This is a genomic window from Micromonospora sp. NPDC048835, from assembly GCF_040649995.1.
In the GTDB taxonomy this organism is placed as follows: Bacteria; Actinomycetota; Actinomycetes; order Mycobacteriales; family Micromonosporaceae; genus Micromonospora.
On the sequence record NZ_JBEZGM010000014.1, the window covers coordinates 150,354 to 173,396 of the forward strand.

At 72.1% G+C, this 23,043-nt stretch carries 24 protein-coding genes; 15 read left to right on the forward strand and 9 right to left on the reverse strand.

Annotated elements, in window-relative coordinates:
- Positions 1–33: 33 nt before the first annotated feature.
- Positions 34–1,056 carry a hypothetical protein gene (locus AB0C15_RS18930; RefSeq protein ID WP_357353564.1) on the forward strand — a complete coding sequence of 341 codons (1,023 nt, stop codon included), beginning with the start codon at positions 34–36 and terminating at the stop codon, positions 1,054–1,056.
- Between the two features lies 1 nt (position 1,057).
- On the opposite strand, the gene AB0C15_RS18935 is transcribed toward AB0C15_RS18930, so the two are convergent.
- The 4 genes from AB0C15_RS18935 to AB0C15_RS18950 are packed head-to-tail and all read right to left on the reverse strand — an operon-like array spanning position 1,058 to position 4,090.
- Positions 1,058–1,621 carry a heme-binding protein gene (locus tag AB0C15_RS18935; RefSeq protein ID WP_357353566.1) on the reverse strand — a complete coding sequence of 188 codons (564 nt, stop codon included), beginning with the start codon at positions 1,619–1,621 and terminating at the stop codon, positions 1,058–1,060.
- Between the two features lie 32 nt (positions 1,622–1,653).
- Positions 1,654–2,403 (reverse strand): hypothetical protein, encoded by a 750-nt coding sequence (locus tag AB0C15_RS18940; protein WP_357353568.1) that lies wholly within the window; start codon positions 2,401–2,403, stop codon positions 1,654–1,656.
- 2 nt (positions 2,404–2,405) lie between these two features.
- A complete protein-coding gene (locus tag AB0C15_RS18945) occupies positions 2,406–3,197 on the reverse strand; it encodes an ABC transporter permease (protein ID WP_357353569.1) in 792 nt (263 codons plus the stop codon).
- A complete protein-coding gene (locus AB0C15_RS18950) occupies positions 3,194–4,090 on the reverse strand; it encodes an ATP-binding cassette domain-containing protein (RefSeq protein WP_357353571.1) in 897 nt (298 codons plus the stop codon). The genes AB0C15_RS18945 and AB0C15_RS18950 overlap by 4 nt, the downstream gene beginning before the upstream one ends.
- Before the next feature lie 132 nt (positions 4,091–4,222).
- Here AB0C15_RS18950 and AB0C15_RS18955 point away from each other — a divergent pair, with 132 nt between their 5' ends.
- The 3 genes from AB0C15_RS18955 (at position 4,223) to AB0C15_RS18965 (ending at position 6,800) form a co-directional block, all read left to right on the forward strand.
- The gene (locus AB0C15_RS18955; protein ID WP_357353573.1) at positions 4,223–5,482 is read left to right on the forward strand and encodes a histidine kinase; all 1,260 of its coding nucleotides are present in this window, start codon (positions 4,223–4,225) and stop codon (positions 5,480–5,482) included.
- Complete coding sequence (locus AB0C15_RS18960; RefSeq protein WP_357353630.1) at positions 5,461–6,201, forward strand: response regulator transcription factor; 741 nt, start codon at positions 5,461–5,463, stop codon at positions 6,199–6,201. Before AB0C15_RS18955 ends, AB0C15_RS18960 begins: the two co-directional genes overlap by 22 nt.
- 188 nt (positions 6,202–6,389) lie before the next feature.
- Complete coding sequence (locus AB0C15_RS18965; RefSeq protein WP_357353575.1) at positions 6,390–6,800, forward strand: hypothetical protein; 411 nt, start codon at positions 6,390–6,392, stop codon at positions 6,798–6,800.
- Between the two features lie 101 nt (positions 6,801–6,901).
- Here the strand turns inward: AB0C15_RS18965 and AB0C15_RS18970 are convergent, their stop codons facing one another.
- Positions 6,902–7,690 carry a D-Ala-D-Ala carboxypeptidase family metallohydrolase gene (locus AB0C15_RS18970; RefSeq protein WP_357353577.1) on the reverse strand — a complete coding sequence of 263 codons (789 nt, stop codon included), beginning with the start codon at positions 7,688–7,690 and terminating at the stop codon, positions 6,902–6,904.
- Between the two features lie 304 nt (positions 7,691–7,994).
- On the opposite strand from AB0C15_RS18970, the gene AB0C15_RS18975 reads away from it, so the two are divergent.
- Complete coding sequence (locus tag AB0C15_RS18975; protein ID WP_357353579.1) at positions 7,995–8,633, forward strand: hypothetical protein; 639 nt, start codon at positions 7,995–7,997, stop codon at positions 8,631–8,633.
- Between the two features lie 42 nt (positions 8,634–8,675).
- Positions 8,676–9,137: a PPOX class F420-dependent oxidoreductase gene (locus AB0C15_RS18980; RefSeq protein ID WP_357353581.1), complete on the forward strand. Its 462-nt coding sequence runs from the start codon at positions 8,676–8,678 to the stop codon at positions 9,135–9,137.
- A gap of 217 nt (positions 9,138–9,354) precedes the next feature.
- Here the strand turns inward: AB0C15_RS18980 and AB0C15_RS18985 are convergent, their stop codons facing one another.
- Positions 9,355–10,587 (reverse strand): serine hydrolase domain-containing protein, encoded by a 1,233-nt coding sequence (locus AB0C15_RS18985; RefSeq protein ID WP_357353583.1) that lies wholly within the window; start codon positions 10,585–10,587, stop codon positions 9,355–9,357.
- A 96-nt stretch (positions 10,588–10,683) separates the two neighbouring features.
- On the opposite strand from AB0C15_RS18985, the gene AB0C15_RS18990 reads away from it, so the two are divergent.
- From AB0C15_RS18990 to AB0C15_RS19000, 3 genes are all read left to right on the forward strand, one after another.
- A complete protein-coding gene (locus tag AB0C15_RS18990; protein ID WP_357353585.1) occupies positions 10,684–11,277 on the forward strand; it encodes a pentapeptide repeat-containing protein in 594 nt (197 codons plus the stop codon).
- 333 nt (positions 11,278–11,610) lie between these two features.
- On the forward strand, positions 11,611–12,423 hold the full coding sequence (locus tag AB0C15_RS18995; RefSeq protein WP_357353632.1) for a hypothetical protein: 813 nt from the start codon (positions 11,611–11,613) through the stop codon (positions 12,421–12,423).
- Positions 12,424–12,539: 116 nt separating this feature from the next.
- Positions 12,540–12,869, forward strand: coding sequence for a hypothetical protein (locus AB0C15_RS19000; RefSeq protein ID WP_357353587.1), 330 nt, complete (start codon positions 12,540–12,542; stop codon positions 12,867–12,869).
- A gap of 30 nt (positions 12,870–12,899) precedes the next feature.
- On the opposite strand, the gene AB0C15_RS19005 is transcribed toward AB0C15_RS19000, so the two are convergent.
- Entirely contained in the window at positions 12,900–13,616 is a 717-nt protein-coding gene (locus AB0C15_RS19005; RefSeq protein ID WP_357353589.1) for an aquaporin, read from the reverse strand.
- Between the two features lie 109 nt (positions 13,617–13,725).
- Between AB0C15_RS19005 and AB0C15_RS19010 the strand changes: the two genes are divergently transcribed.
- Positions 13,726–14,799 (forward strand): NAD(P)-binding domain-containing protein, encoded by a 1,074-nt coding sequence (locus AB0C15_RS19010; protein WP_357353590.1) that lies wholly within the window; start codon positions 13,726–13,728, stop codon positions 14,797–14,799.
- 191 nt (positions 14,800–14,990) lie between these two features.
- Positions 14,991–15,272, forward strand: a complete 282-nt coding sequence (locus tag AB0C15_RS19015) for an adhesin (RefSeq protein ID WP_357353592.1) — start codon at positions 14,991–14,993, stop codon at positions 15,270–15,272.
- 8 nt (positions 15,273–15,280) lie between these two features.
- On the opposite strand, the gene AB0C15_RS19020 is transcribed toward AB0C15_RS19015, so the two are convergent.
- Positions 15,281–16,348, reverse strand: a complete 1,068-nt coding sequence (locus AB0C15_RS19020) for a hypothetical protein (protein WP_357353594.1) — start codon at positions 16,346–16,348, stop codon at positions 15,281–15,283.
- 91 nt (positions 16,349–16,439) lie between these two features.
- Between AB0C15_RS19020 and AB0C15_RS19025 the strand changes: the two genes are divergently transcribed.
- The 4 genes from AB0C15_RS19025 (at position 16,440) to AB0C15_RS19040 (ending at position 21,643) form a co-directional block, all read left to right on the forward strand.
- Complete coding sequence (locus AB0C15_RS19025) at positions 16,440–17,318, forward strand: sulfotransferase domain-containing protein (RefSeq protein ID WP_357353596.1); 879 nt, start codon at positions 16,440–16,442, stop codon at positions 17,316–17,318.
- 436 nt (positions 17,319–17,754) lie between these two features.
- The gene (locus AB0C15_RS19030; RefSeq protein ID WP_357353598.1) at positions 17,755–18,147 is read left to right on the forward strand and encodes a cupin domain-containing protein; all 393 of its coding nucleotides are present in this window, start codon (positions 17,755–17,757) and stop codon (positions 18,145–18,147) included.
- 42 nt (positions 18,148–18,189) lie between these two features.
- Positions 18,190–19,986, forward strand: coding sequence for a glycoside hydrolase family 15 protein (locus AB0C15_RS19035; RefSeq protein ID WP_357353600.1), 1,797 nt, complete (start codon positions 18,190–18,192; stop codon positions 19,984–19,986).
- A gap of 301 nt (positions 19,987–20,287) precedes the next feature.
- Positions 20,288–21,643, forward strand: a complete 1,356-nt coding sequence (locus tag AB0C15_RS19040) for a pectate lyase (RefSeq protein ID WP_357353601.1) — start codon at positions 20,288–20,290, stop codon at positions 21,641–21,643.
- Positions 21,644–21,694: 51 nt separating this feature from the next.
- Here the strand turns inward: AB0C15_RS19040 and AB0C15_RS19045 are convergent, their stop codons facing one another.
- The gene (locus tag AB0C15_RS19045) at positions 21,695–22,885 is read right to left on the reverse strand and encodes a threonine synthase (protein WP_357353603.1); all 1,191 of its coding nucleotides are present in this window, start codon (positions 22,883–22,885) and stop codon (positions 21,695–21,697) included.
- Positions 22,886–23,043: the final 158 nt, after the last annotated feature.

Below are 23,043 nucleotides of genomic sequence, written 5' to 3' on the forward strand. Positions count from 1 at the left end.
CCGTACGGGCGCGCGGACCGCTACCGTCGATGGATGCGATCCGCGCGCCCGGTCGGGCTGCTCCTCTCCGCCGTCGCCGTGGTGCTCTGGGCGTACGGCATGACCCGCTGGCAGCCGCTCACCGAACCGCTCGGCCCGTGGTCCGAGCGCCTGCCCGGCAACAATGCCTACTGGGCGCGCGACCTGCGGTTCATGGCGATCATGGCGGTGTCGCTCGGGCTGATGCTGGCCGGTCGGGGGCACCTGCGGTGGGGCGGCCCGGCGGTGGTGCTCGGCGGCTGCTGGATCGCCGCCGACGTGACGATCGACCGGGCCGACCCGATGGGCTCCGACGCGACGGTGCTGCTCGCCGCCGCCGGCTGCGGGGTGCTCGGCGTGGTCACGGCGATGCTGCTGTGGTGGGAGCGCCGGACCCCGCCGCCGCGGGAGCCGGGCACGCCGCCGACGCGGGAGCGGGCCGCCGGCCGGCGGGTGCTGACCGGCGCGGCCTGCGTGGCCGCGGTGTTGACGCTTGTGGCCTCCGGGATCGAGTCACCCACCGACCGGGAGCCGGAGCTGAACCAGGGCGCGCTGGTCACCGCGGCGCTGCTGGTGATCCTGGCCGTCGGTGCCGCGCTGGCGGCGGCCCCGGCACGGACCGGGGTTCGGGTCGGGCTGGCGGTCGGCCTCACCGTGGTCTGCCTGCTCGGCGTCGGGCTGGTCCGTGCCGCCGCGCCCGGCGAACGACTCCTGCCGGAGACCGCCCTCGGGGCGGTGCTGCTCACCGGGGTCACCCTGCTGGCCTGGGACTGGCCGGGCGGTCGGCCAGTCTGGTGGCACCACGCGGTGGCCGCGGTCCTCGCGCTTGTGGGTCCGGTGGTCTTCATCGTGGCCACCGCCATCCCCATGATGATCATCCTGCCGATCGGTGCGGCGTTGACCGCGTTGGCCGGCAACAGCCCGATCAACGCCGCCGACTCCGACCTGCTGGTCTCCCTGGTCGGCCTGCTCGCCGGGCTGGGAATGGCGGTGCTGCTGGCCCGGCCGAGCGTCGAGGACCGTCAACAGCTCAGGTAGCTCACTCGACGACCGGCAGCACGACCTCGTTACGGCGCAGAAACCACGGCTTCCACGGCGGATCGAAGCGGGCATACCTGATGGCGCCTGTCGGTTGCAGCCCGGCCGCCGTCACCGACCGGCCGAGCATGGTGGCCCGCTGACCGAACGCCTGCTCCGTCCATCGTCCGGAGAACCGCATCGCCGCCGAGAGCTGTGCCGGCACCTCCCGGATCCGCACCCGGGCATCCACCGGCTCGGGCAGGGTGGCGGTGGTGAAGGTGGCCGGCATGACGAACTGGATGAGGTACGCACCCGGCCACTCACCCTCGATCTGCACCACCGGCACGGTCATCGCGATCTTCTCCGAGCCGTCGGCCGCAGCCAACGCCGGTGCTGCCGAACCGATCGGGTGCCGGGCCCGGTTGGCGCCACCGAGGTACGCGGCCAGCGGCCGGAACGCCTCGATCGGCGCCCGGCTGAACGACGCCTGGATCTGCATCTCGGCCACCAGGTGGGCGGGGTACCGACGCAGCTCGAAGCCGGGGTGGCGGGACACCACCCGGTACGGCTGCTGTTCGGTCATCGCGCGGCTCCCAGGGTCTGCTGGGACAGACGCTACCGCCCGTCCGGCTCCCGCTCGGCCGAAGTCCGCTGCTCCGGCCCGGAGGTGAGGGCCCGGGTGGTCAACCGCCAGTACTGGCGTTTGCCCTCGTCGCGCAGCACCACCCCGATCTGGCCCAGCTCGCGGCGCAACTCCCGGGCGTCGTCACGGCGTTCCCGCTCGATGGCCCGTTCCCGGGCGCGCAGCAGCGCGTCCGCCCCGGCGGGCAGGCCGGGCAGGCCCGGGACCCACAGCCGGTACGCCGACCGGTGCGGGTCGTCGTCCGCCCAACCCCAGCCGTGCGCCCGGAACGCCGCCGCCAGGTGGCCGGCCGACAGGTCGGTGGACTCCCGGACCAGTTCCGCGCCGTCGGCGTCGAGTAGCACCAGGTGCTTGTCGGCGAGGAAGACCACCCGGGTGTCGACACGTGCGACGGTCCGGTTCTCGTCGGAGCGGCGCAGCCGGACCTGCGCCGCGTCGACGGTGACGATCAGCCGTTCGGCGGTGCCGATCCCGGCGACGACCAGGCCGGCCAGGACGCCCACCGCGATGGTGCCGGCGGTGGCCTGCGGCTCGGGCAGCCGGTCCAGCCACTCGATCAGGTCGCTGAACGGCACCCACGGCAGCCGGGCCAGCCAGCCGGTGGCCGCCGCGAGGAGCCACCCGGCGCCCGCGCCGAGCAGCGGGAAGCCACCCCACAGGACCGCCAGTTCCAGCGGGCCGCCACTGACCACGGTGTGCGGACGGTTACCGGCGATGTCCATGGTCAGGACACCTCGCGGCGCAACGTCCGGAACAGGCCGGCGGCCAGCGGGAGAACCATCCAGACGACGAGCGACACCGCCAGCCGACCCCACTGCTCGCCGGTGACGTGGTTGGTGAACAGCGGCTCCATGGTCCGGCTGGTGTCCAGCCACCCGGCCGGACCGCGCAGGGGCCGGACCAGTTCGCCGAGCACCGACCAGAGGGTCGGCAGCAGCAGGTAGCCGACGATTGCCAACGGCGGGTTGAGCAGCAGCAGGCCGAAGGCGGCACCCATCAGTACGCCGACGACCTGGACGATCGCCCCGTTCACGATCAGCGCCGCGTCGACCTGCCAGGTGCCCGCGCCGCCGGTGGCCGACGCCACGAGCGTCCCGACGCTCGCGACGGCCAGGGTGACGAGCACCGAGGCGAGCGCGGCCAGCACCATGGCGATCAGTTTCGCGGCCACCACCCGCTCCCGCCGGGGCACCAGCGCGTACGTGGTGAGGGCGGTGCGCTGGGACCACTCGCCGGTGATCGACAGGATGCCCAGCACCGGCAGGAGCACGTTGACGGGCAGCAGTGACGTGACGAAGAAGGTGAAGAAGGTCTGTTCGGAGTCCTCGGCGTAGATCAGCAGGAGGGTGACGATCGCGACGACGACCAGGCCGATGGTGATCAGCAACCAACGGCCGGCCCGGGTGTCGACGAGCTTGCGCAGCTCCACACCTGTGAGCCGGAGCAGCGACGGTCGGCGTACCGACGCACGGTGCTGGGGTGCGACGGTGGTGGCGGGCGCGGTCGTGGTCGTCATCGGACGGCCTCCTTGGTGGATTCGCCGGCGGTCAGGGTGAGGAAGAGCTGTTCGAGGCCGGCGCCACCGGCCGGGCGCAGCTCGGCCAGCGCGATACCGGCGTCGGCGGCGGCCTGGCCGACCGCCTCGGCGTCGGCCTGCACGAGCAGGCCGTCGGGGCTGTCGGCCGCGATCAGGTTGGCCGCGTCCAACGCGCGGCGCAGTGCCGCGTCGTCGCGGGCGCGAACCACAGTGCCGCCGCCGGCGAGCAGCTCGTTCTTGTCGCCCTGGGCCACGATCCGGCCGCCCCCGATCACCACCAGCCGGTCCGCGACCGCCTCCACCTCGCGCAGCAGGTGGGAGGAGAGCAGCACGGTGCCGCCCCGGTCGGCGAAGTCGCGCAGCAGGCCACGCATCCAGAAGATCCCCTCCGGGTCCAGGCCGTTGGCCGGCTCGTCGAGGATCAGCACCCGGGGGTCACCGAGCATCGCCTGCGCCAGGCCGAGCCGTTGCCGCATGCCCAACGAGTACGCCCGGACCCGACGCTTCGCGGCCACCGCGTTCAACCCGACCAGGTCGAGCTTCGCGGCGACCTCGCGCTTGTCCAGACCCATGGTGTACGCGGACAGCGTCAACGCCTCGCGGCCGGTGCGCCCGGCGTGCTGGGCGGAGGCGTCCAGCAGCACCCCGACCTCCCGCCCCGGGTTGGGCAGTTCCCGGTACGGGTGCCCGGAGACGGTGGCGCTGCCGGCGGTCGGCGCGGTGAGCCCGCAGATCATCCGCATGGTGGTCGACTTGCCGGCGCCGTTGGGGCCGAGGAAGCCGGTGACGGTGCCCGGTTCGCACTGGAAGGACACGTCGTCCACGGCCGGGTGTGGCCCGTATCGCTTGGTGAGGTTCTCCACGGTGATCATGTCGTCGAGCCTGCCCGCGCCGCCCGGCCATCCGCTGCGGCCACCGGTCGGTGCCGTCTCGACCTTGGTCGATCATCGGATCTCGACTTTGGTAGCTGGTTGCCGGGGCCAGATGCTGCCTAGCATGGGCGCGTGACCAGCATCGCCGTCCCGGAGCACCCCTGGCTGCTGCCCGGGGCGCTGGCCGGCGCGGTCAGCCCGGACGCGGCGACCCGGCGGCCGCGCCGCACCACCCGGGACTGGGCAGTCGACACACTGGCCTTCCTGCTCTCCCTGCTCTGGGTGCTGTTCGTCAGCGCGGACGCCCTGTCGCCGGATCCGGCGATGGCGATCCCGCTGCCGCATGACTGGATGACCGGCATGGACGCGCTGCTCGGTCTGGTCTGCTGCGGGCTGCTCTGGCTGCGTCGACGGTGGCCGCTCGGGGTGTTGGTGGCCACGACACCACTGTCGCTGTTCTCGATGGCCTCGGCCCTCCCACTGTTGATCTTCTACTTCACCGTGGTGGTGCATCGGCGGACGGTCGTCGCGATCGCGGTCACCGGTGTCGGGCTTCTCACGAACCTGGTCTTCAGTTGGGCGCGTCCGGACCCGGCGATGTCGTACTGGGAGACCGCGTCCTGGGGAGTGGTGATCAGCTTCGCGGTGCTGGCCTGGGGGATGTTCGTCCGGGCCCGACGGCAGTTGATCGTGTCGCTGCGGGAGCGGGCCGAACGGGCCGAGGCCGAGCAGCAGCTCCGGGTCGCGCAGGCCCGTCACCTCGAACGCACCCGGATCGCCCGGGAGATGCACGACGTGCTGGCCCACCGGATCTCGCTGCTCAGCCTGCACGCGGGCGCGCTGGAGTTCCGCCCGGACGCGCCGGCCGACGAGGTGGCCCGGGCCGCCGGGGTGATCCGGGGCAGCGCGCACGCCGCCCTCCAGGACCTGCGGGAGGTGATCGGGGTGCTGCGCGCCGAGGACGACGGTGCCGGCGACGCCCCCGAGCCGCCGCAGCCCACCCTCGCCGACCTGCCGGCGCTGATCGCCGAGTCGCGGTCGGCCGGGGTGCGGGTCAACGTCAGCGACAGCGTCGCCAGCCCGGGGGACGTGCCGGCGGCGCTGGGTCGGGCCGCGTACCGGATCGTGCAGGAGGGGCTGACCAACGCCCGCAAGCACGCTGCCGGCGCGGCCGTCACCGTGGACGTGGCCGGCGGGCCGGGCGCCGGACTGACAGTGGCGATCGGCAACCGGTGGCCGGTCGGCGCGCCGGCCGGCGGCACCCTGCCGGGTGCCGGCACCGGCCTGGTCGGCATCAGTGAACGGGTCACCCTGGCCGGCGGGCGGCTCGCCTACGGTCGCGACGACAGCGGTGACTTCCGGCTGGCCGCCTGGCTGCCGTGGCTGGCGTGACCAGCCCCGCCGGACCGCCGGACGCGACCGGGCCGGCCGGAGCGGCCGTGCCGCCGGTACGCGTGCTGATCGTGGACGACGACGCGTTGGTCCGGGCCGGGCTCTCGATGATCCTCGGCGGTCTGCCGGACCTGACGGTGGTCGGCGAGGCGGCCGACGGTGGCGAGGTGCCGGCGGCCGTCGCCGCGTACGCCCCGGACGTGGTGCTGATGGACATCCGGATGCCCCGGGTCGACGGGCTGACCGCCACCGAGGCGCTGCGCGCCCAGCCGCATCCGCCGGAGGTGCTGGTGCTGACCACCTTCGACGCCGACGAGCAGGTGCTGCGGGCGCTCCGCGCCGGCGCGGCCGGTTTCCTGCTGAAGGACACTCCGCCAGCGGAGATCGTGCACGCCGTACGCCGGGTCGCGGCCGGTGAGGCGACGCTCTCCCCGACGGTGACCCGGACGCTGATCGACCACGTGACGGCCCTCGCCCCCGGCTCGACCGGCCCGGACCCGCGCCGGGAGCGGGCGCTGCGGTTGCTCAGCGGGCTCAGCGAACGGGAGCGGCAGGTGGCGGTCGCCCTGGGGCAGGGCAGGACCAACGCGGAGATCGCCGGGGAGTTGTTCATGAGCGTGGCGACGGTGAAGGCGTACGTCTCCCGGCTGCTGACCCGACTGGAGCTGAACAACCGGGTCCAGGTGGCGCTCCTCGTGCACGACGCCGGCCTCGTCTGAGGCGTGTTGGGTAACCGCAGCGCCCGGCTGCCAGCGGCAGCGCCGTCGACGGCATCCGGGTCCTGTCGGCGGAGGATCTGCTTACCCGTACCGGAATTGAACTTTCGTACGGTCCTCGCCGTACCCATGGCCGAGGATGTCGGTGCGGTGGGTCCGCCGTACCGCTGCCGAACTGCGGGAGGCCTGCCGTGCGAGTTGGTGAGCAGTCGACGGATCCCATCGACCAGGTACTGGGTGAGGTGCCAATGCCGGCACCGTTGACCCCGGAGGATGTGCGTCTCGCGGTCCGGGCGGTGGTTGTGCACACCGCAGAGGAGTGGCCCACCGGGCCGCTGTGCCGCAACGACGGTGCCTCCTACCCGTGCCGGCTGCACCGTTGGGGGCGACGGGTGTTGGAGGCGCACGGGCTCAACGAGCGGCAGATCGAGGCGGTGATCCGGCACGGGAACCCCTTCGTGCACGTCCCCTTCCCGTTCACGGCGACCGGGCCGTCGCGGCAACAGGTCACCCGGGTCGGCCCCCAGGGGGTACGGCCCACCGCTGCCGGGCGGCCGGTGACTCCCCCCGTCACCGCGCCGCGCTGGCCCCGGGCGAGCTGAGCGCGGCACCCCTCCGCCCATCCGACCCCGGGGCGACATGACGTCGGCCCGGCGCGAAGATCCCCCTCCGCGTCGGGCCGACGTCGCTCTGGTCGGCAGGGTCAGTCGTTGCCGGCCCCGATGCCGCAGTCCGGTGCGGACCAGCTCGTCGTGTTCGAGCTGCGGTCGCTGTTGTTCTCCCGGCGGGAGTCGACGTGCACGTGGTCGTCGTGGTCGGGGTAGCCCGGCCCGTAGATCCCGCTGAAGCCGTTGTCCCGGGCGTCCCGGGCGATCTGGCAGAGCGAGGACGTCCGCGAGGTCACGTCGGCCGCGTTGCCGTACAGGTGTTGGCTGTCGGACGCGCCTCCGACCTGGTTGTTGCAGGCGCGACTGCGGAAACCGCTGGAAACGTTCAGCGGCTTGTCGCCGAGGCTCTTACGCAGCGCCTCAAGCTTCCACATGGTGCGTAGCGCGTTCTGCCTGGTCTGGCTCGCCGACAGCGGGCCGCCGCTGTAGCCGCTCCCGCCACACCCGTTGTCCAACTCGTTGTGACTGAAGTGGGCGGGCGTGCAGTCGTTGTCCTGGAGCTGGTACAGCTTGGCGAAGGTCTGCGGGCCGGCGATGCCGTCGGCGCGCAGCCCGTACGCCTGCTGGAACCGCTTGACCGCGGCGGCGGTCTTCGGCCCGTAGCGGCCGTCGTTCTCCACGATGTCCCGGTAGCCGGCCCAGCCGGCGACCCGGATCTGCAACTGGCGGACGTCGTCACCGGAGCGCCCTTGGGCCAGGGTCCGGTTCCAGGTGTAACAGCCGTCCGCATGCGCCGCCGGTGCGGCGATCACCGTGGCGATCGCGGCCCCGGGCAGTGCCAGGGCGAATGCGACGGCGGCACGCTTCAAGGTGTTGACGCGCACAGAAGTCCTCCCGATAGGAGAGCGAATGGGGTGGCTCCAGGACATCGACCGAGAAGTCCCGTGATTTCCACCCTGACACTGATCCGTGCCGTTGGAGGTGGTTAACGAGAATCGTGCTCACAATCCGCTGTCCCTGGGTATTGGCTGGGAATTCGGCTGATTTACCAAACAGCCATTCCGTGCTGATTGGGATTGATCCGGTCAACCACGCCGAACGTCGCAATCTGCCACACCCGGGGTGATGTTCCCGAGGCGATGACGGCCGGTAACGTCAGCCCCGGGCGGCGGACTGGCGGAGGTGCGCGTGGCACGCGGTGGCGTCTTCTGTGTCGAGGGTCAGTGGCACCGGGACCTCAACGAGCGGGGCTCGGTGCTGCCCACCCTGGAGCTGCTGGAACGGCTCGGCAAGATCCGTTTCATCCACAAGGACGCGGCGACCCGCGACGAGTTGTTCTACTTCCTGGACCGTTGGCTGCTCAAGCAGTACGCCGACCACCGGGTCGGGTTCTTCGCCATGCACGGCGAGCCGAGCCGGCTCTGCCTCACCGACTGGCAGTCGGTGGAGTTGGCGGAGGTCGCTGACCTGATGGCCGGCCGGGCCGAGGGGCGCCGGCTCTACTTCGGCAGCTGCTCGGTGCTGCGCGCCTCGGACGCGGTCCTGCGCGAGTTCCTGGAGGTCACCGGGGCCGCTCTGATCTGCGGTTTCACCCGAGAAGTCGACTGGGTCGAATCGGCGGCCTTCGAAACCGTGCTCCTCGACGTGCTCGCCAACGGTCAGCGACACAATGCCGCCGAGCTACGAATGGGCTCCGCGCACTGGGCGCCGCTCGCGTCGTACCTCGGTTTTCGGGTGATCTACGCCAACGGTCGGGCCTGGCGGCCGTCCGGCCGTCCCCGGGTGCCCACCCAGGCCGTGCGCCCCGCCGCGGCCCGACCGCACTGACCCGACGCCGTCGCTGGGCCCGCGCCCTGGTAGGAACGGGGAATGGCACGCAGCATCGCAACGAACACCCGGGTCGACCGGGCCGGCCTGCTCGACTTCCTCCGGCCGCGACACCACGTCCTGCTGATGACCACCCGTTCCGACGGACGCCCGCAGTCCTCCCCGGTCTCCGCCGGGGTCGACGGGCAGGGGCGGCTCGTCGTCTCCACCTACCCCGAGCGGGCCAAGGTGAGCAACCTCCGCCGCGACCCCCGGGTGTCGGCCTGCGTGCTGAGCGACGACTGGGACGGCCCCTGGGTGCAGGTCGACGGCACCGCCGAGGTGCTGGACCTGCCCGAGGCGCTGGAGCCGCTCGTCGAGTACTTCCGCAGCATCTCTGGTGAGCACCCCGACTGGGACGACTACCGGGCGGCCATGGTCCGCCAGGGCAAGTCGCTGATCCGGGTCACCATCGACACCTGGGGACCGATCGCCACCGGAGGCTTCCCGGCCCGCCTCGCCTAGCTACGCCACCGCCCACCGTGGCGATCTGGCGACCAACCTTGGGTTTCCGGTCCTTTGCTCTGCTTACCTATACGCGCCACTCGTCACCTGGACGCGCCACTGGTCACCTGGACGCGCCACTCGGCGCCATGTCGCAGATTGGGGTGCAGAGCAAAGGCGGGTTGGGCGTGGTGAGCGTCTGCCACCGGGGGCGGCGACAACGGGCAACTCGCAGCGGTCAGTCGACCAGCGCCGCGTAGACGAGCTGGCGCAGCTGGGAGCGGAGCGGGTACGTGCTCGACGGCATCAGCTGCGTGAACAGCAGCGCCGTGACCTCCTCGGCCGGGTCCACCCAGAACGCGGTGCTGGCCACCCCGCCCCAGTAGTACTCGCCGACGCTGCTCGGCACCCGGCTGGGAACCGGGTCGTCGACGACCGCGAAGCCGAGGCCGAAGCCGATCCCGTCCAGGGTGGTCTCGGCGAAGCCGCCGGTGGAGAGGGTGCCCAGGTCCTGACCGCCGGGTAGCTGGTTGCGGGTCATGAAGCGCACCGTGCGGGGCCCGAGCAGTCGGACGCCGTCCAGTTCGCCGCCGCGCAGCAACAGCTGGGTGAAGCGGTGGTAGTCGGCGGCGTTGGAGATCAGCCCGCCGCCGCCGGAGAGCAGCGCCGGCTTGCTGAACGCGAGCGACCCGAGGCTGTCGTGACGGACTGCCCTTCCGCTTCGCGGTTCCGGTACGTAGAGCGCGGCCAGCCGGTCGACCTCGTCGCCCTCCACCCACCAGCGGGTGTCGGTCATGCCCAGCGGGCCGAAGATCCGGTCGGCGAAGTACGCGTCGAGGCTCTGTCCGGAGATCACCTCGACGAGTCGACCGAGCACGTCGGTGGCGACCGAGTAACCCCAGGCCGAGCCGGGCTGGAACAGCAGCGGCAGCTCACCGAAGGCCGCGCAGGCGCCGGCCAGGTCGACGTCCGCCGGCGGGTAGAGGTCGTAGCCGGCCGCCCGGTAGAGCCCGTCGACCACCGAGGTCTGCATGAAGCCGTACGTCAGGCCGGCCGTGTGGGTGAGCAGGTGCCAGACCCGGATCGGCTCGACCGCCGGCACCGTGTACGGCTTGAGCGCCGACCCCTTCGAGTAGACCCGCAGGTCGGCGAACTCAGGCAGCCAGCGGCTGATCTCGTCGGTCAGCTCGAACCGGCCCTCCTCCCACAGCATCATCGCCGCGACCGAGGTGATCGGCTTGGTCATCGAGTAGATCCGCCAGAGCGTGTCGGCCTCGACCGGCGCGCCCGACTCCCGGTCCCGCAGCCCGTAGGTCGAGGAGTGCGCCACCTCGCCGCGACGGGTGACCACCACCTGCCAGCCGGCCAGCCGGCCGTCGTCGACGTACCGGCCGAAGTGCTCGTCGATCCGGGCCAGCCGCGCCGGGTCGAAACCGATCTGATCGGGGTCCATGCTCCGCGCCACACTCACGCCGCCGAACCTACTCGCCGGTACGGCGACACCGGAAGGGGGCCGGCACCGGCCCGCCGGCCGCCGGCTGTCGTCGGTGCCCACTAGCCTGACCGGATGCCGGAGTCGATCGAGGACGTGACCTTCCGCAACGAGGACTGGTACGGCGAGGAGTTGACCGACCGGCACTTCGTGAGCTGCGAGTTCTTCGGGGTGGACCTCACCGAGGCGGTGAGCAGAGGCGCGGTCTTCACCGGGTGCACATTCGGCAACGTGGCGTTCAACGCCTCCCGGCATGTCGACTCGGCCTTCACCCGATGTGTCTTTCGGCGGTGCAACTTCTTCGAGGCCGAGTTCACCGGCTGCAAGCTCGTCGGCAGCACCTTCAGCGAGTGCGATCTCCGCCCGTTGACGGTGGATGGCGGCGACTGGTCCTTCGCCGCACTGCCCGGTGCCGACCTGCGCGGCGTTCGGTTGACCGGGGTGCGCATGCGCGAGGTGGACCTCACCAGGGCCAACCTCACCGGTGCCACCGTCACTGGCGTCGATCTCTCCGGCGCGCAGTTGACAAACGTCCGGCTCGGCGGCGCCGACCTGCGGGGCAGCGACCTCACCGCGTTGGACCCGACGGTGGTCGAGCGGGCCGGCGCGGTCATCGACGTCGAGCAGGCCGTGGTCATCGCGCAACTGCTCGGCTTCCGGATCGGCTGACGCGCACGACGCCCGTGCTCTGCCGAAGTGTCCGTCCGGGCGGGCCAGGTTGTCCGACACCGTCCCGTTGTGGGCTGGACACGTCCGGCAGTCCGGATCTAGCGTGTCGTCCACGCGCCCGTGTGAACGTGAATCGGCCCACAGTGGACGGTGTGGTCCGCGAGGGTCCATGACGGCCGGGCGGCGGAGTTGGAGGGGTCGGTGGCGGACGAAGACCGCACGCGGGCTGGTTCGGAGGCTGGCGACGCGCCGCCGAGACACCGCCCGCGTGCCATTACCGCCGGGGAGACCCGCAGCGTGCTGCGCCGTGCCCGACAGCGGCGGCGCTTGGCTGTGCAGGGTGTCGCCGTACTCGTCTGCCTGGTCCTGGTGGTCTCGTTTCTCGCCACCCGGTCCGGTCCGGAGCCCGACGGTGACCGGGCGGGGGCGGGTGGCGTACCCGCCGGGGCGGCCCGCTCCACAGGTCTGCCGGGCGCCGACGGGCGCACCGGCGACGCGGGGCCGGCGACGCCCGGCCTGCGGCCGCGTCAGCGCCCACCCTCACCGGAGCCGACGCCGCCGACAAGCGAGCCCGCGGCCCCACCGCCGGCCAAGCCCGATTCGCCGGCGCTGTCGGTGGTCCGGGGGGAGATGCCCGCCGCCGTCGACCTCACCGCCGTGGGCGCGCGGGACTGGGTGCACTGGGGCGACCGCGGCGACGGGTCTACGGTCCGCAAGCGCTCCGGCTCGCGCGAGATCATCGACCGGGGTGGTGCCGGCAGACGGGTCGGCTGGGACGGCAACCAGGAGTACGTGCGCTGGTCCGACGGCACACCGGACCGGGCGACGGACGGCAGTTCCAACGGCGTCTACACCTGTGGTGCCGGGAACGGGTTCAGCCTCGCGGTCGCCGGCAGCGGCGAGCCGCGCACGGTCCAGCTCTACGGCGGCATCTGGATGGCTCGGGGGCGGCTGGAAGCCCGGCTGTCCACCGGTGGGCCGGTCAGCACCGCCCGACTGGAAGACCCCTACACCAGCCAGAGTGCCCAGTTCACCATCCGCTTCACGCTGCCGAAGGGCGCACGACTCCTGCTGAACTGGACCGTCGAGAAGGTCTTCACGACGCACTGCGGCAACGTCGGCCTCCAGGCCGTGACGGTGCGCTGACTGACTGGTTGGTCGTTGCGCGCGCAGCGGCGGGACAGTTTGTCCGTCGCGTACCGTCGATCGCGTCGTAACTTTCTGCTGTCCCCAACCGACCATCCAGTGTGGAGGCAGCGGAGATGACCAGCAGCACCGTCCACCGCGTCCGTCGTGCCAACTCGTCCGGCACCGGTGAAGCGTCCGGGGAGGTTCTTCGCGACATCCCCCTGCCGCCGTACGTGACGGGCGAGGACACCCAGTTCGCCGTACGGGCGGTGGTGGTGCACGCCCCTCGCCGGTGGTCCGGGGGTGTGGTCTGCCGCAACGACGCCAGTCCGCACCCGTGCCGCCTGCACCGCTGGGGTGCCCGGGTGCTGGCCCTGCGCGGGCTGCGGGCCGCCGAGATCGCCGCGCTCATCGAGCGTGGTGACCCGACGGCGGTGGTCCCCCCACCGGACCGTCCGGCCTGAACGTCCGCCGGGGGCGCGCCGCCGGCCGGGCTACTTCGGGCCGCCCACGGACTTCTCGTGACCGCCCCAGTAGTGCCGTTGTGCCCCCATCACCATCGGCGCGACAAGCGCGGCAAGCGCCCCGCCGAGCAGCGGGAAGACGATGAACACCCAGAGCTGCCGCAGGGCCACGCCCCCCTCGAAGACCGCCGGACCGAACGCGCGGGCCGGGTTGACCGCCGCGCCGGTCAGCGTCACGCCCACCAGTTGAGTGGCGGCCAGGGCCAACCCGATGGCCAGCCCGGCAGTGCCCGGGTTCTCGCTTCGACTTGTCACCACGAGCACGACCAGCACGAAGAGGAAGGTCAGCACGACTTCGAGCACGGCAGCGCCACCCCGGTTGATGTGCGCGCCGTAGCCGTTCGTGCCCAGGGCGCCGGTCTGGTCCGCGACGTCGCCCCACCGGGTGAGCGCCCAGAGCACGAAGGCGGCGACGGTCGCGCCGACGAACTGCGCTATCCAGTACGCCACCGCCCCGAGCGCCGAGATCTTTCCGGAGAGCAGCACACCGAGCGTCACCGCCGGGTTGACGTGGCTGCCGGAGAGCGGGCCAATCGTGTAGACGAGGGCCACCATCACGAACCCGAAGGCCAGCGCCACCACGACCACGCCGCCCTGGACCCGCGCGGCGACCGCGCTGCCCACTCCGAAGAACACCAACAACAGCGTGCCGAGGAATTCGGCCGCGTACCGCCGGAAGTCGCTCATTCACTCAGCGTAAGCGCAGGTCAGGCCGTCGAGGGCCGAACGGCCGGCTGTGATCGGCGTGACCGTCGCAGGCGGGCACAGCAGCCACATCCGGCGCGTTGTACCCCACGTGGACACCCACTCCGTGGACGTCGTGGTGATCGGTGCCGGGCAGGCCGGCCTGAGCGCCGGATATCACCTGCACCGCACCGGCTTCACGCCCGGCACCGGTTTCGTCATCCTCGACGCCGACAACGGGCCCGGCGGCGCCTGGCAGCACCGCTGGCCGACGCTGGTCTTCGACCGGGTGCACGGCTTCCACGACCTGCCCGGGTTGCCGCTCCCACCCACCGACCCGCAACGCCCGGCCGCCGAGCAGGTGAGCGCCTACTTCGCCGCGTACGAGAAAGCCTTCGACCTGCCGGTGCGGCGACCGGTGCGGGTCCGGGCGGTGCGTTCCCGCCCGGACGGCCGGCTGGACGTGCACACCGACCGCGGTATCTGGACCACCCGCGCCCTGATCAACGCCACCGGCACCTGGACGAGGCCGTTCTGGCCGCACTATCCGGGCCGGTCGACGTTTCGCGGACGGCAACTGCACACCGCCGACTACCGGGGGCCGGCCGACTTCACCGGCCTTCGCGTGGTGGTGGTCGGTGGCGGCACCTCGGCCGTGCAACTGCTCGGTGAGGTCTCCACCGTCGCGGCCGCCACCACCTGGGTGACCCGCCGGCCGCCGACGTTCAACGACGAGGAGTTCGGCCCGGAGTTGGGCCGCGCCGCCGTCGCCCGGGTGGACGAGGCGGTCCGGGCCGGCCGGCCGCCGGGCAGCGTGGTGGGGGTGACCGGGCTGCCGGTCACCCCCGAGGTGCGTCGACTGCACGAGCGCGGCGTCCTCGACCGGCTACCCGTGTTCGACCGGATCACACCCGACGGGGTGGCCTGGACGGACGGACGGTTCGTGCCGGCGGACGTCATCCTCTGGTGCACCGGCTTCCGGGCGGCAATCGACCATCTCGCCCCGTTGGGGCTGCGCGCGCCTGGCGGCGGCATCACGATGGACGGCACCCGGGTGGTCGCCGACGCCCGGGTTCACCTGATCGGGTACGGCCCCTCGGCCAGCACGATCGGGGCCAACCGGGCCGGCCGCGCGGCGGTCAACGGGATTCGCGCCTGGCTGGCCCCGGCCGCCGCTCTCCACTGACCTGGCTCTATTTGACGGATGCCCCGGCAGCGGGCACGGTGGGAATGGCGGGGCCGTCAGCTGCCCCGACCTGATGCGACGGCGACGACCGTTCGCCCTCTGTCGCCTCCCACGTGTGCTCGTACGCGGTCCGACTGTCCGGTCCGCGCGGTATCCGACCGCGAGCCGAGAATCCACGAGGAGTTCCATCCATGCTCACCATGACCGATAACGCCGTGCTCGTCATTCGTGACCTCGCCAACCAACAGGACGTCGCGCAGGAGGGCGGGGTGCGGATCGCCGCCGACACCGAGGCCGGTTCGCTCACCGTCGAGTTGGTGCCCGAGCCGGCCCAGGGCGACCGGGTGGTCGACAACCAGGGCGCCCGGATCTTCCTGGACGAGGACGCCGCCGAACTGCTCGGTGACGCGTCGGTGGACGCCACCGTCGACGACGAGGGCATCATCCAGTTCGGGTTCACCGAGAAGCAGTAGGACCAGCTTCACCGCAGCGATCGCCTGTGCGGTGGCGGACCCTGCCCAGGGTGCCACCTCGGCCCGCCGTCGCCGGCCGGGTGCGACAGCGTGGCGAGCACGTGGGCCAGGTGGTGCGAGGTGCTCCACGCCGCCCAGTTGGAGGCCGAGCCGGCGCCGGCGCCGCGACGCGCCCGGCGCAGCAGCTCGTGATCACCCCAGGAGAACGCCGCCCCGGTGGTGGGCCAGTGCGGCGCCGACACCAGCGTGCGACACAGGTCGGCGAAGCGGTCGTCGCCTCGGCCACCGCGTCGCGCCCAGCGGTAGACCCACCACCTGCCGTCGTCGGTGTACCGCACGGTCGGCAACCGGTCGCCGGGGTCACCGGTGCCCGGCACGGCCGGGTGGACGCCGTAGTCGCCGTAGTCGACCCCGGCGTCGGCCAGTCGCCTCCACAATTGCCAGTCCCAGCGGTCCAACTGGACCGGCTCGTCGGTGGGCAACCGGGACAGCGTCGATGGCATGCCGCCGGCCGCCACCGTCACCGTCCGCCACGCGTGTCGACGCGCCCAGTCCAACAGGCGTCGTACCCGGGGCTCGGCGGTCCGCACGTCCGCCGGGCAGCACACGTCCCCCGCGTCCACGAGCAGGTCGCACTCCTCGGGAGCGAGATCGGTCACCCGCCAGATCCGCTCCACGGCGGTGGTGCTCGCATCCGGCCCGGCCCGGTCCTGACCGGCCCGCAGCCGGATGAGCGCGCGTCGGTCGTACGCCCGCGCCGCCGCGCCGTGGGCGACGAGCCGGTGGTCGCTCTCCGCGAGCCCGATGACCGGCACCACGGGTACGCCCCAGCGGGTCAGCTCCGTCTCGGGGATGTCGGGCAACGCGCTGACGTCGATGGCGGGTAGCAGCCCGGACGGCAACCGACGGACACCCTCCATCGTGGACCTGTCGATCGTGCCGACCTCCAGGACCGGGGCGACGAGTGTGGCGTAGCCGGGATCGAGGTGGCTCAGGGCCTCGAGTTCACTTCGTCGGTGGGCGAGGATGGGGCGGTAGACCGGTGCCGTCGCCCGGCCCCCGTCGGCGGGCACCATACTTCAATCTAGCCAGGCATGCGCATGCGTCACAGGGATGCGAGTCGGAATTCGGCTGCCCGGCTGTCGGTTCGGCGACTATGATCCCCCGATGCCCGCCCCAGTTCACCGCTACCGATCCGACGACGAGGACAGCGCGCGGTGGAGCGGCTTCCCGTTCCGCGACGGCGACATCGTGATCAGCACCCGGTCCAAGAGCGGCACCACCTGGATGCAGATGATCTCCGCGCTGCTGGTGCTGGGCACCCCGGAGTTGCCGGCGCCGCTGACCGTACTCTCGCCGTGGCTGGACTGGTTGGGTGAGCCGCGGGACACCGTGTACGACCGGCTGGCCGCGCAGCCACACCGGCGGTTCATCAAGACGCACACCCCGCTGGACGGGCTGCCGCTCGACCCTCGGGTGCACTACGTGGTGGTGGCACGGCACCCGCTCGACATGGCGGTGTCCCTCTACCACCAGGTCGCCAACCTGGACCGGGCGCGTCTCGCCGAGCTGACCGGCCAGCCCGCCCCGACCGGGCCCCCCGGCGAGCGGCCTCCGGTGCGGGAGTGGTTGTCGAGCTGGGTCGACCGGGAGGTGGACCCCCGTGAGGAGCTGGACTCGCTGCCCGGGGTGCTGATGCACCTGAGTGACGCGTGGGCCCGCCGGCACGAACCGAACGTCGAGCTGGTGCACTACGACGACCTGCTTGCCGACCTGGGTGGCGAGATGCGCCGGCTCGCCGACCGCTGGGGCCTGCCGGCCCCGGCCCCGGAACTGGTCGAGGCGGCCACCTTCGGTCGCATGCGGGAACGCGCCGACCGGCTGGCCCCGGACACGCTCGGTGTGCTGCGTGACCGCCAGGCGTTCTTCCGGCGCGGTGGCTCAGGACAGGGCCGTGACCTGCTAAACGAGCCCGCCCTAGCCCGCTACGAGAGCCGGATCACGAGCTTGGCCCCACCCGACCTCCTAACCTGGCTAAACCGCTAACCCACCCCACCCTCACCGCGCCCCACCCCCCACCGCGCCGATCTTGCAATTTCGGTCGTCGAAATACGTGGACTGACCGCTTTTGTCACCGCAGAAAGTGCAAGATCGCCGGGGCAGGGCAGGGCAGGGCAGGGCCGGGCCGGGCCGGGGCGGGCCGGGGCGGGGCTGGGCCGGGCGGGGCGGGGCGGGGCGCTGGGGTGGGGGCATAAGAGCGCACGGCGCCGTTTCGACAGTGTCGGAACGTCGCCGTGCTCTGGCCGTCTCCCACCACCGCAGCCGTTCGGCGGTACGCCGGCGGGGACCTGGCTCGACCGGTTCGCGCCGGTCAGCGTTGTCGATCCCCGGTCCGCGCAGATCCAAACCTGCCGAACACCGGGAGTTCCACCATGTGCGAGTCCCGGCGTGGCGGGTGGCTGGACGGGGTATGGGGGTGGACATGGAGCATTTCACTATCGCAACCGTCGCCGAGCAGAGCCCGGATTTCCGGCGGGTGCTGTGGACCGGTGAGCACACCCAGCTGGTCGTCATGACCATCCCCGCGGATGGGGAGATCGGCGAGGAGGTGCATGACGGCATCGACCAGATCCTGACGTTCGTGAGCGGCGTCGGCGAGGCCCGGGTCGGCGGTAACACGCGGAAGGTCGTCGCCGGCGACCTGGTCGTGGTGCCGTCCGGCACCAAGCACAACTTCGTCAACACCGGCCCCAACCCGCTGGTGTTGTACACCGTCTACGGGCCGCCGGAGCACGCCGACAAGGCCGTGCACAAGACCAAGGAAGAGGCGGACGCCGCCGAGGCGGCGGGCGAGGACGAGCCGCCGACGGAGTGATCCGTCCGGTCTGATCCGGGCCGATGCGGGTACCCCCGGCGGGTGGAGCAGCCGCCGATCTCCGACTACGCCTTCCTCTCGGACTCTCGTTCGGGTGCACTTGTCGGCAAGGACGGCTCGATCGACTGGTGGTGCCCGAACCGGTTCGACGGGGCGTCCGTGTTCGCGCGCCTGCTCGACCCGGGGGGCGGCCACTTCCGGCTCGCGCCGGTAGGTGTCGGACGCCCGGGTCACCGGACGGAGCGGGCGTACCGACCGGACTCGCTGGTGCTGCGGACCGTGCACCACACCCCGCACGGCAGCGTGGCGGTCACCGACGCCCTCGCCGCCGAGGCCGGCGCCCGTGCGCACGAGCTGGGCAAGAACTCACCCGCCGTGCTGATCCGGGTGGTCGAGGGGCTCTCCGGGCGGGTGCGGATGGCGCTGGACTTCGCGCCCCGCCCGGAGTACGGCCTCCTCACGCCGTACCTGCACGAGCAGCCGGACGGCGGGGTGCTCGCCGGCGCCGGCCCGGTCGTGCTGTTGTTGCGCGCCGGCGGCCTGCACCTGCGGGCGGGGCTCGACCGGGTGACCCACGAGTTCGAGGTTTCCGCAGGTCAGGTGATCGGGATGGACCTCGCGTACGGCGAGGCGTACGGCGACCCACCGGTGCGGGTGGACCCGCTGACCGCCCTGGCCGAGACGACGCAGGCGTGGGAGGCGTACCGGGAGACCCATACCTACTCCGGCCGGTATCCCGAACTCGTCACGCACAGCGCGACGGTCCTGACCGGCCTCACCTACTCCCGCAGCGGCGCGGTCGCCGCGGCGCTGACCTCCTCGCTGCCAGAGCAGATCGGTGGCGACCGGAACTACGACTACCGCTACTCCTGGCTGCGGGACTTCTCGTTGACGATGCGGGCGCTCTGGGTGGCGGCCTGCCCGGAGGAGACGTCCCGGCTGTTCGCCTGGGCGACCCGCTCGATCGGCCGGTTCGGCGATGAGCCGGTGCCGGTGCTCTTCGGCCTGGAGGGCGAGCGCGACCTCTCCGAGCACCACTGCAATCACCTGCGCGGGTACCGCGACAGCAGGCCGGTGCGGGTCGGCAACGACGCCTGGCGGCAGCGGCAGCTCGACGTGCCGGGCGAGGTGGTGTCGGCGGTGTGGCGGCTGCGCGACTACCTCGGTGCGACGTTCGAGGACGAGTTGCGGGAGATGGTGCTCGGGTTGACCGAGCAGGTGGCCGCGACGTGGCGTATGCCGGACCGGGGCATCTGGGAGACCCGCGACGAGGAGCGCCACTACCTGTCGTCCAAGGTGTCGTGCTGGCTGGCCATGGACCGGGCGGTGGGGCTCGCCGACCGGCTCGGTGACCGGGCCGATCCGCACCGTTGGGCCCGGGTCCGCGACGAGATCCGCGACACCGTGCTGCGTGAGGGGTGGAACGATCGGATCGGGGCGTTCACCGGCGCGTTCGGTTCGGCGGAGCTGGACGCCTCGGTCCTCGCCCTGCCGGTGGCGCGTTTCCTGCCAGCCACCGACCCGCGGATGCGCTCGACGATTGCGATGGTCGAGCGTGAGCTGGGCACCGAGGAGGGTCTGCTGCGGCGTTGGACGACCGACCCGGCCGGGTTCCTGCTGTGCTCCTTCTGGTTGGTGGAGTGCCTGGTGATGACGGGTGAACAGCAGCGGGCCGAGGCGCTCTTCGAGCGGGTCGTCGGGTACGCCAACGACGTGGGACTGTTCAGTGAGCAGATCGACCTGTCCACCGGGATGCAGCTCGGCAACACCCCGCAGGCGCTCTCGCACATCGGGCTGATCAACGCGGCCTGGCGGATCAGCGAGCCGAACAGCTACTGATCGGTCGCCGCGCCGTTCCCGTCCGGCAGTGGCCCGTCGACTCCGCTCGCACGCGTCTGGGTGCCGCGAATCCTGCAACAGACCTGCAAGCGCCAGGCATTGACGCTGATGCTTGTGCGGTCCTAGCCTCGAAGGTGCGGGAAAGCCCTTTCCCCAGGTCTTTGATCCCGCTTCACCTCGCTTCGGATCCGGGCGTCCGGCGGGGACCGCACACCGATCCCGTTGCGCGCAGCACGCCGTACCGACACGTCTCGGTACCGCCGCCGAGGGATCACCACCACATGCGTCAAGGAGGACACCTGTGCAGAAGAGACGACTCCCCGGCCGCCGACCACTCCTGCTGGCGCTGGGTGCCGGCGTGACCGTGGCGGCCCTCGCCGCCGGCATGACCTCGGCCCTCGCGGCCACCGTCTTCAGCGACGACTTCAGTGACGGCAACACCTCCGGCTGGTCCAAGTCCGGTGGCACCTGGGCGGTCGACGGCTCCGGCGTGCTCAACCAGTCGAACGCCGGCAGTGAGCTGGCCCGGCAGTTCGCTGGCGACACCGGCTGGACCAACTACTCCGTGTCGGCCCGGGTCCGGCCGACGAGCTTCGGCTCGTCAAGCGCCCTGGTCGGGCTCGCCGCCCGCGCCACGAGCAGCACCAAGATGTACCGGCTGGCCCTGCTCGGCTCCGGCCGGGCCGAGCTTCAGGCGGTCAACGGCAGCTCTGTCACGACCATCGGTTCCGCCTCGCTCGGGGTGGGCACCGGCACCTGGTACACCCTGCGCATCGAGACCAGCGGCAGCACGATCCGCGGCTTCGTCAACGGCACGCAGATCGCGTCCGGCAGCAACAGCCTGGCCGCCGCGGGCCGGATCGGCCTGGTCACCGCGTACGCCAGCGGCGGTTTCGACGACGTGCTCGTCGACTCGTCCGGGGGCGGCACCCCGACCACGCCGCCGCCGACCACCACCACGCCACCACCCACCACCACCCCGCCGCCGTCGGGCTGGCCGACGCCCACCAGCAGCCAGAAGGTGGACGCCACCATCCCGGTGTCCGGCACGTTCGACGGTGGGCTCAAGCGCTACTACGGCATCGGTGACGGCGGGCAGAGCGAGAGCCAGGACCCGATGTTCGAGCTGGCCGCCGGCGCCACCCTGCGCAACGTGATCATTGGCGCTCCGGCCGGTGACGGCGTGCACTGCGAGGGCAACTGCACGTTGATCAACGTCTGGTGGGAGGACGTCGGCGAGGACGCGGCGACCTTCCGGGGCGGCACCACGTACACCGTCGATGGCGGCGGGGCCCGCTCGGCCAGTGACAAGGTCTTCCAGCACAACGGCTCGGGCACCGTCTACATCAGGAACTTCCGGGTGGAGAACGCCGGGAAGCTCTACCGGGCCTGCGGTAACTGCTCCACGTCGTACCAGCGGCACGTGGTGATCGACAACGTGCTCGTCCGGGACACCGACGCGATCGCCGGCATCAACACCAACTGGGGCGACACCGCCCGGTTCAGCCGGATCACCATCGTCGGCGACGAGGACCGGGAGACCTCGATCTGCGTGAAGTACAAGGGCGTACCGAAGGGCAGCGAGCCGACCAAGATCGGTGAGGGCGCCGACGGCGTCAACTGCTTCTACTCGCCCTCGGACATCACCTACCAGTAGACCGGCACGACGGCACCCCGCGGACCGCCAGGTCCGCGGGGTGCCGTCACCTCACCCCAGCACGGGTACGCCGGAGACGTCGACGGTGTCCGGATACTTCAGCCCGGCGCCGGTGTTGAGCACCACCACCCGCTCGCCGGCCCGGATCCACCCGCCGGCGCGCAGTTGCTTGGCCGCGGTGAGGCAGGCCGCCCCCTCCGGGCAGAGCAGCAGCCCCTCCCGGGCGGCGAAGTCCCGCAGGTCGGCCAGGATGTCCGCGTCGTCGACGGCGACAGCCGTGCCGGAGGACTCCCGCAGCGCGTTCAATATCAGCTCGTCGCCGAGCGGCGCCGGCACGGTGATGCCGAACGCCACGGTGTGCGCGTCCGCCCACGGCTGTGCCCGGTCCTCGCCGGCGGCGAACGCCCGCACGATCGGCGCGCAGCCGGTGGACTGCACCGCCACCAACCGGGGCAGCTTGTCGTCGATCCAGCCCAGCTCGCGCAGCTCGTGCACCGCCTTGTGGATGCCGATCAAACCCACCCCACCGCCGGTCGGATAGATGATCACGTCGGGGGCCTGCCAGCCGAGCTGCTCGACGATCTCGTACCCCATCGTCTTCTTGCCCTCGAGCCGGTAGGGCTCGCGCAGCGTGCCGGCGTCGAAGATCGCACCGTTCGCCTCCGCGATCAGCTCGGCGACCCGCCGGCCGGCGTCACTGATCAGCCCGTCGACCAGGCGCAGGTCGGCACCGGCGGCGACGCACTCGCGCCGGCAGATGCTCGGCGCCTCCAGCGGCATGACGATCGTCGCGCCCATTCCGGCCCGCGCGGCGTACGTGGCCCAGGCCGAACCGGCGTTGCCGTTGGTGGGCATCGCGATCCGCTCGACGCCCAGCTCGCGGGCCCGACTCACCCCGACCGCCGCGCCCCGGGCCTTGAACGAGCCGGTCGGGACCAGCCCCTCGTCCTTGACCATCAGGTCCGCGATGCCGATCTCGGCGCCGTACGCCGGAGCGCGCAGCAGCGGCGTCCAGCCCTCGCCGAGCGTCGTGACGTGCCGGGGGTCGGCGACCGGCAGCAGCTCCCGGTAGCGCCACAGGTCGGCCGGTCGCAGCGGAAAACGTTCCGGGGTGACCGCCTTCGCCACGGCCGGCAGGTCGTAGCGCGCCAGCAGCGGCGACCCGCACTCGCAGAGGTTCTGTAGCTGGTCGGCGGCGTACTCCTTGCCGCAGCGCGGGCAGTCCAGGTGGGTCAGGTACACGTCGCTCCTCGCCGTCAGACAACGTCGATGCAGCCAGTGCCGGCTGCGCCGCCCCGGCTGGTAGACCGGGTCCCAGTCGCTTGGCGACCACGCCGGCAGGCCCTTACCCGGCTGCCGGCCGGCAGGGGGCCCTCCGGCGGCACCGGCCCCGGCGTACG

What these genes read in the sequence shown, in the direction of transcription:
- AB0C15_RS18930 (WP_357353564.1), top strand. Translation starts at nt 34, where the DNA reads ATGCGATCCGCGCGCCCGGTCGGGCTGCTCCTCTCCGCCGTCGCCGTG.
- AB0C15_RS18935 (WP_357353566.1), bottom strand. Translation starts at nt 1,621, where the DNA reads ATGACCGAACAGCAGCCGTACCGGGTGGTGTCCCGCCACCCCGGCTTC.
- AB0C15_RS18940 (WP_357353568.1), bottom strand. Translation starts at nt 2,403, where the DNA reads ATGGACATCGCCGGTAACCGTCCGCACACCGTGGTCAGTGGCGGCCCG.
- AB0C15_RS18945 (WP_357353569.1), bottom strand. Translation starts at nt 3,197, where the DNA reads ATGACGACCACGACCGCGCCCGCCACCACCGTCGCACCCCAGCACCGT.
- AB0C15_RS18950 (WP_357353571.1), bottom strand. Translation starts at nt 4,090, where the DNA reads ATGATCACCGTGGAGAACCTCACCAAGCGATACGGGCCACACCCGGCC.
- AB0C15_RS18980 (WP_357353581.1), top strand. Translation starts at nt 8,676, where the DNA reads ATGGCACGCAGCATCGCAACGAACACCCGGGTCGACCGGGCCGGCCTG.
- AB0C15_RS18990 (WP_357353585.1), top strand. Translation starts at nt 10,684, where the DNA reads ATGCCGGAGTCGATCGAGGACGTGACCTTCCGCAACGAGGACTGGTAC.
- AB0C15_RS19000 (WP_357353587.1), top strand. Translation starts at nt 12,540, where the DNA reads ATGACCAGCAGCACCGTCCACCGCGTCCGTCGTGCCAACTCGTCCGGC.
- AB0C15_RS19005 (WP_357353589.1), bottom strand. Translation starts at nt 13,616, where the DNA reads ATGAGCGACTTCCGGCGGTACGCGGCCGAATTCCTCGGCACGCTGTTG.
- AB0C15_RS19015 (WP_357353592.1), top strand. Translation starts at nt 14,991, where the DNA reads ATGCTCACCATGACCGATAACGCCGTGCTCGTCATTCGTGACCTCGCC.
- AB0C15_RS19020 (WP_357353594.1), bottom strand. Translation starts at nt 16,348, where the DNA reads ATGGTGCCCGCCGACGGGGGCCGGGCGACGGCACCGGTCTACCGCCCC.
- AB0C15_RS19025 (WP_357353596.1), top strand. Translation starts at nt 16,440, where the DNA reads ATGCCCGCCCCAGTTCACCGCTACCGATCCGACGACGAGGACAGCGCG.
- AB0C15_RS19030 (WP_357353598.1), top strand. Translation starts at nt 17,755, where the DNA reads ATGGAGCATTTCACTATCGCAACCGTCGCCGAGCAGAGCCCGGATTTC.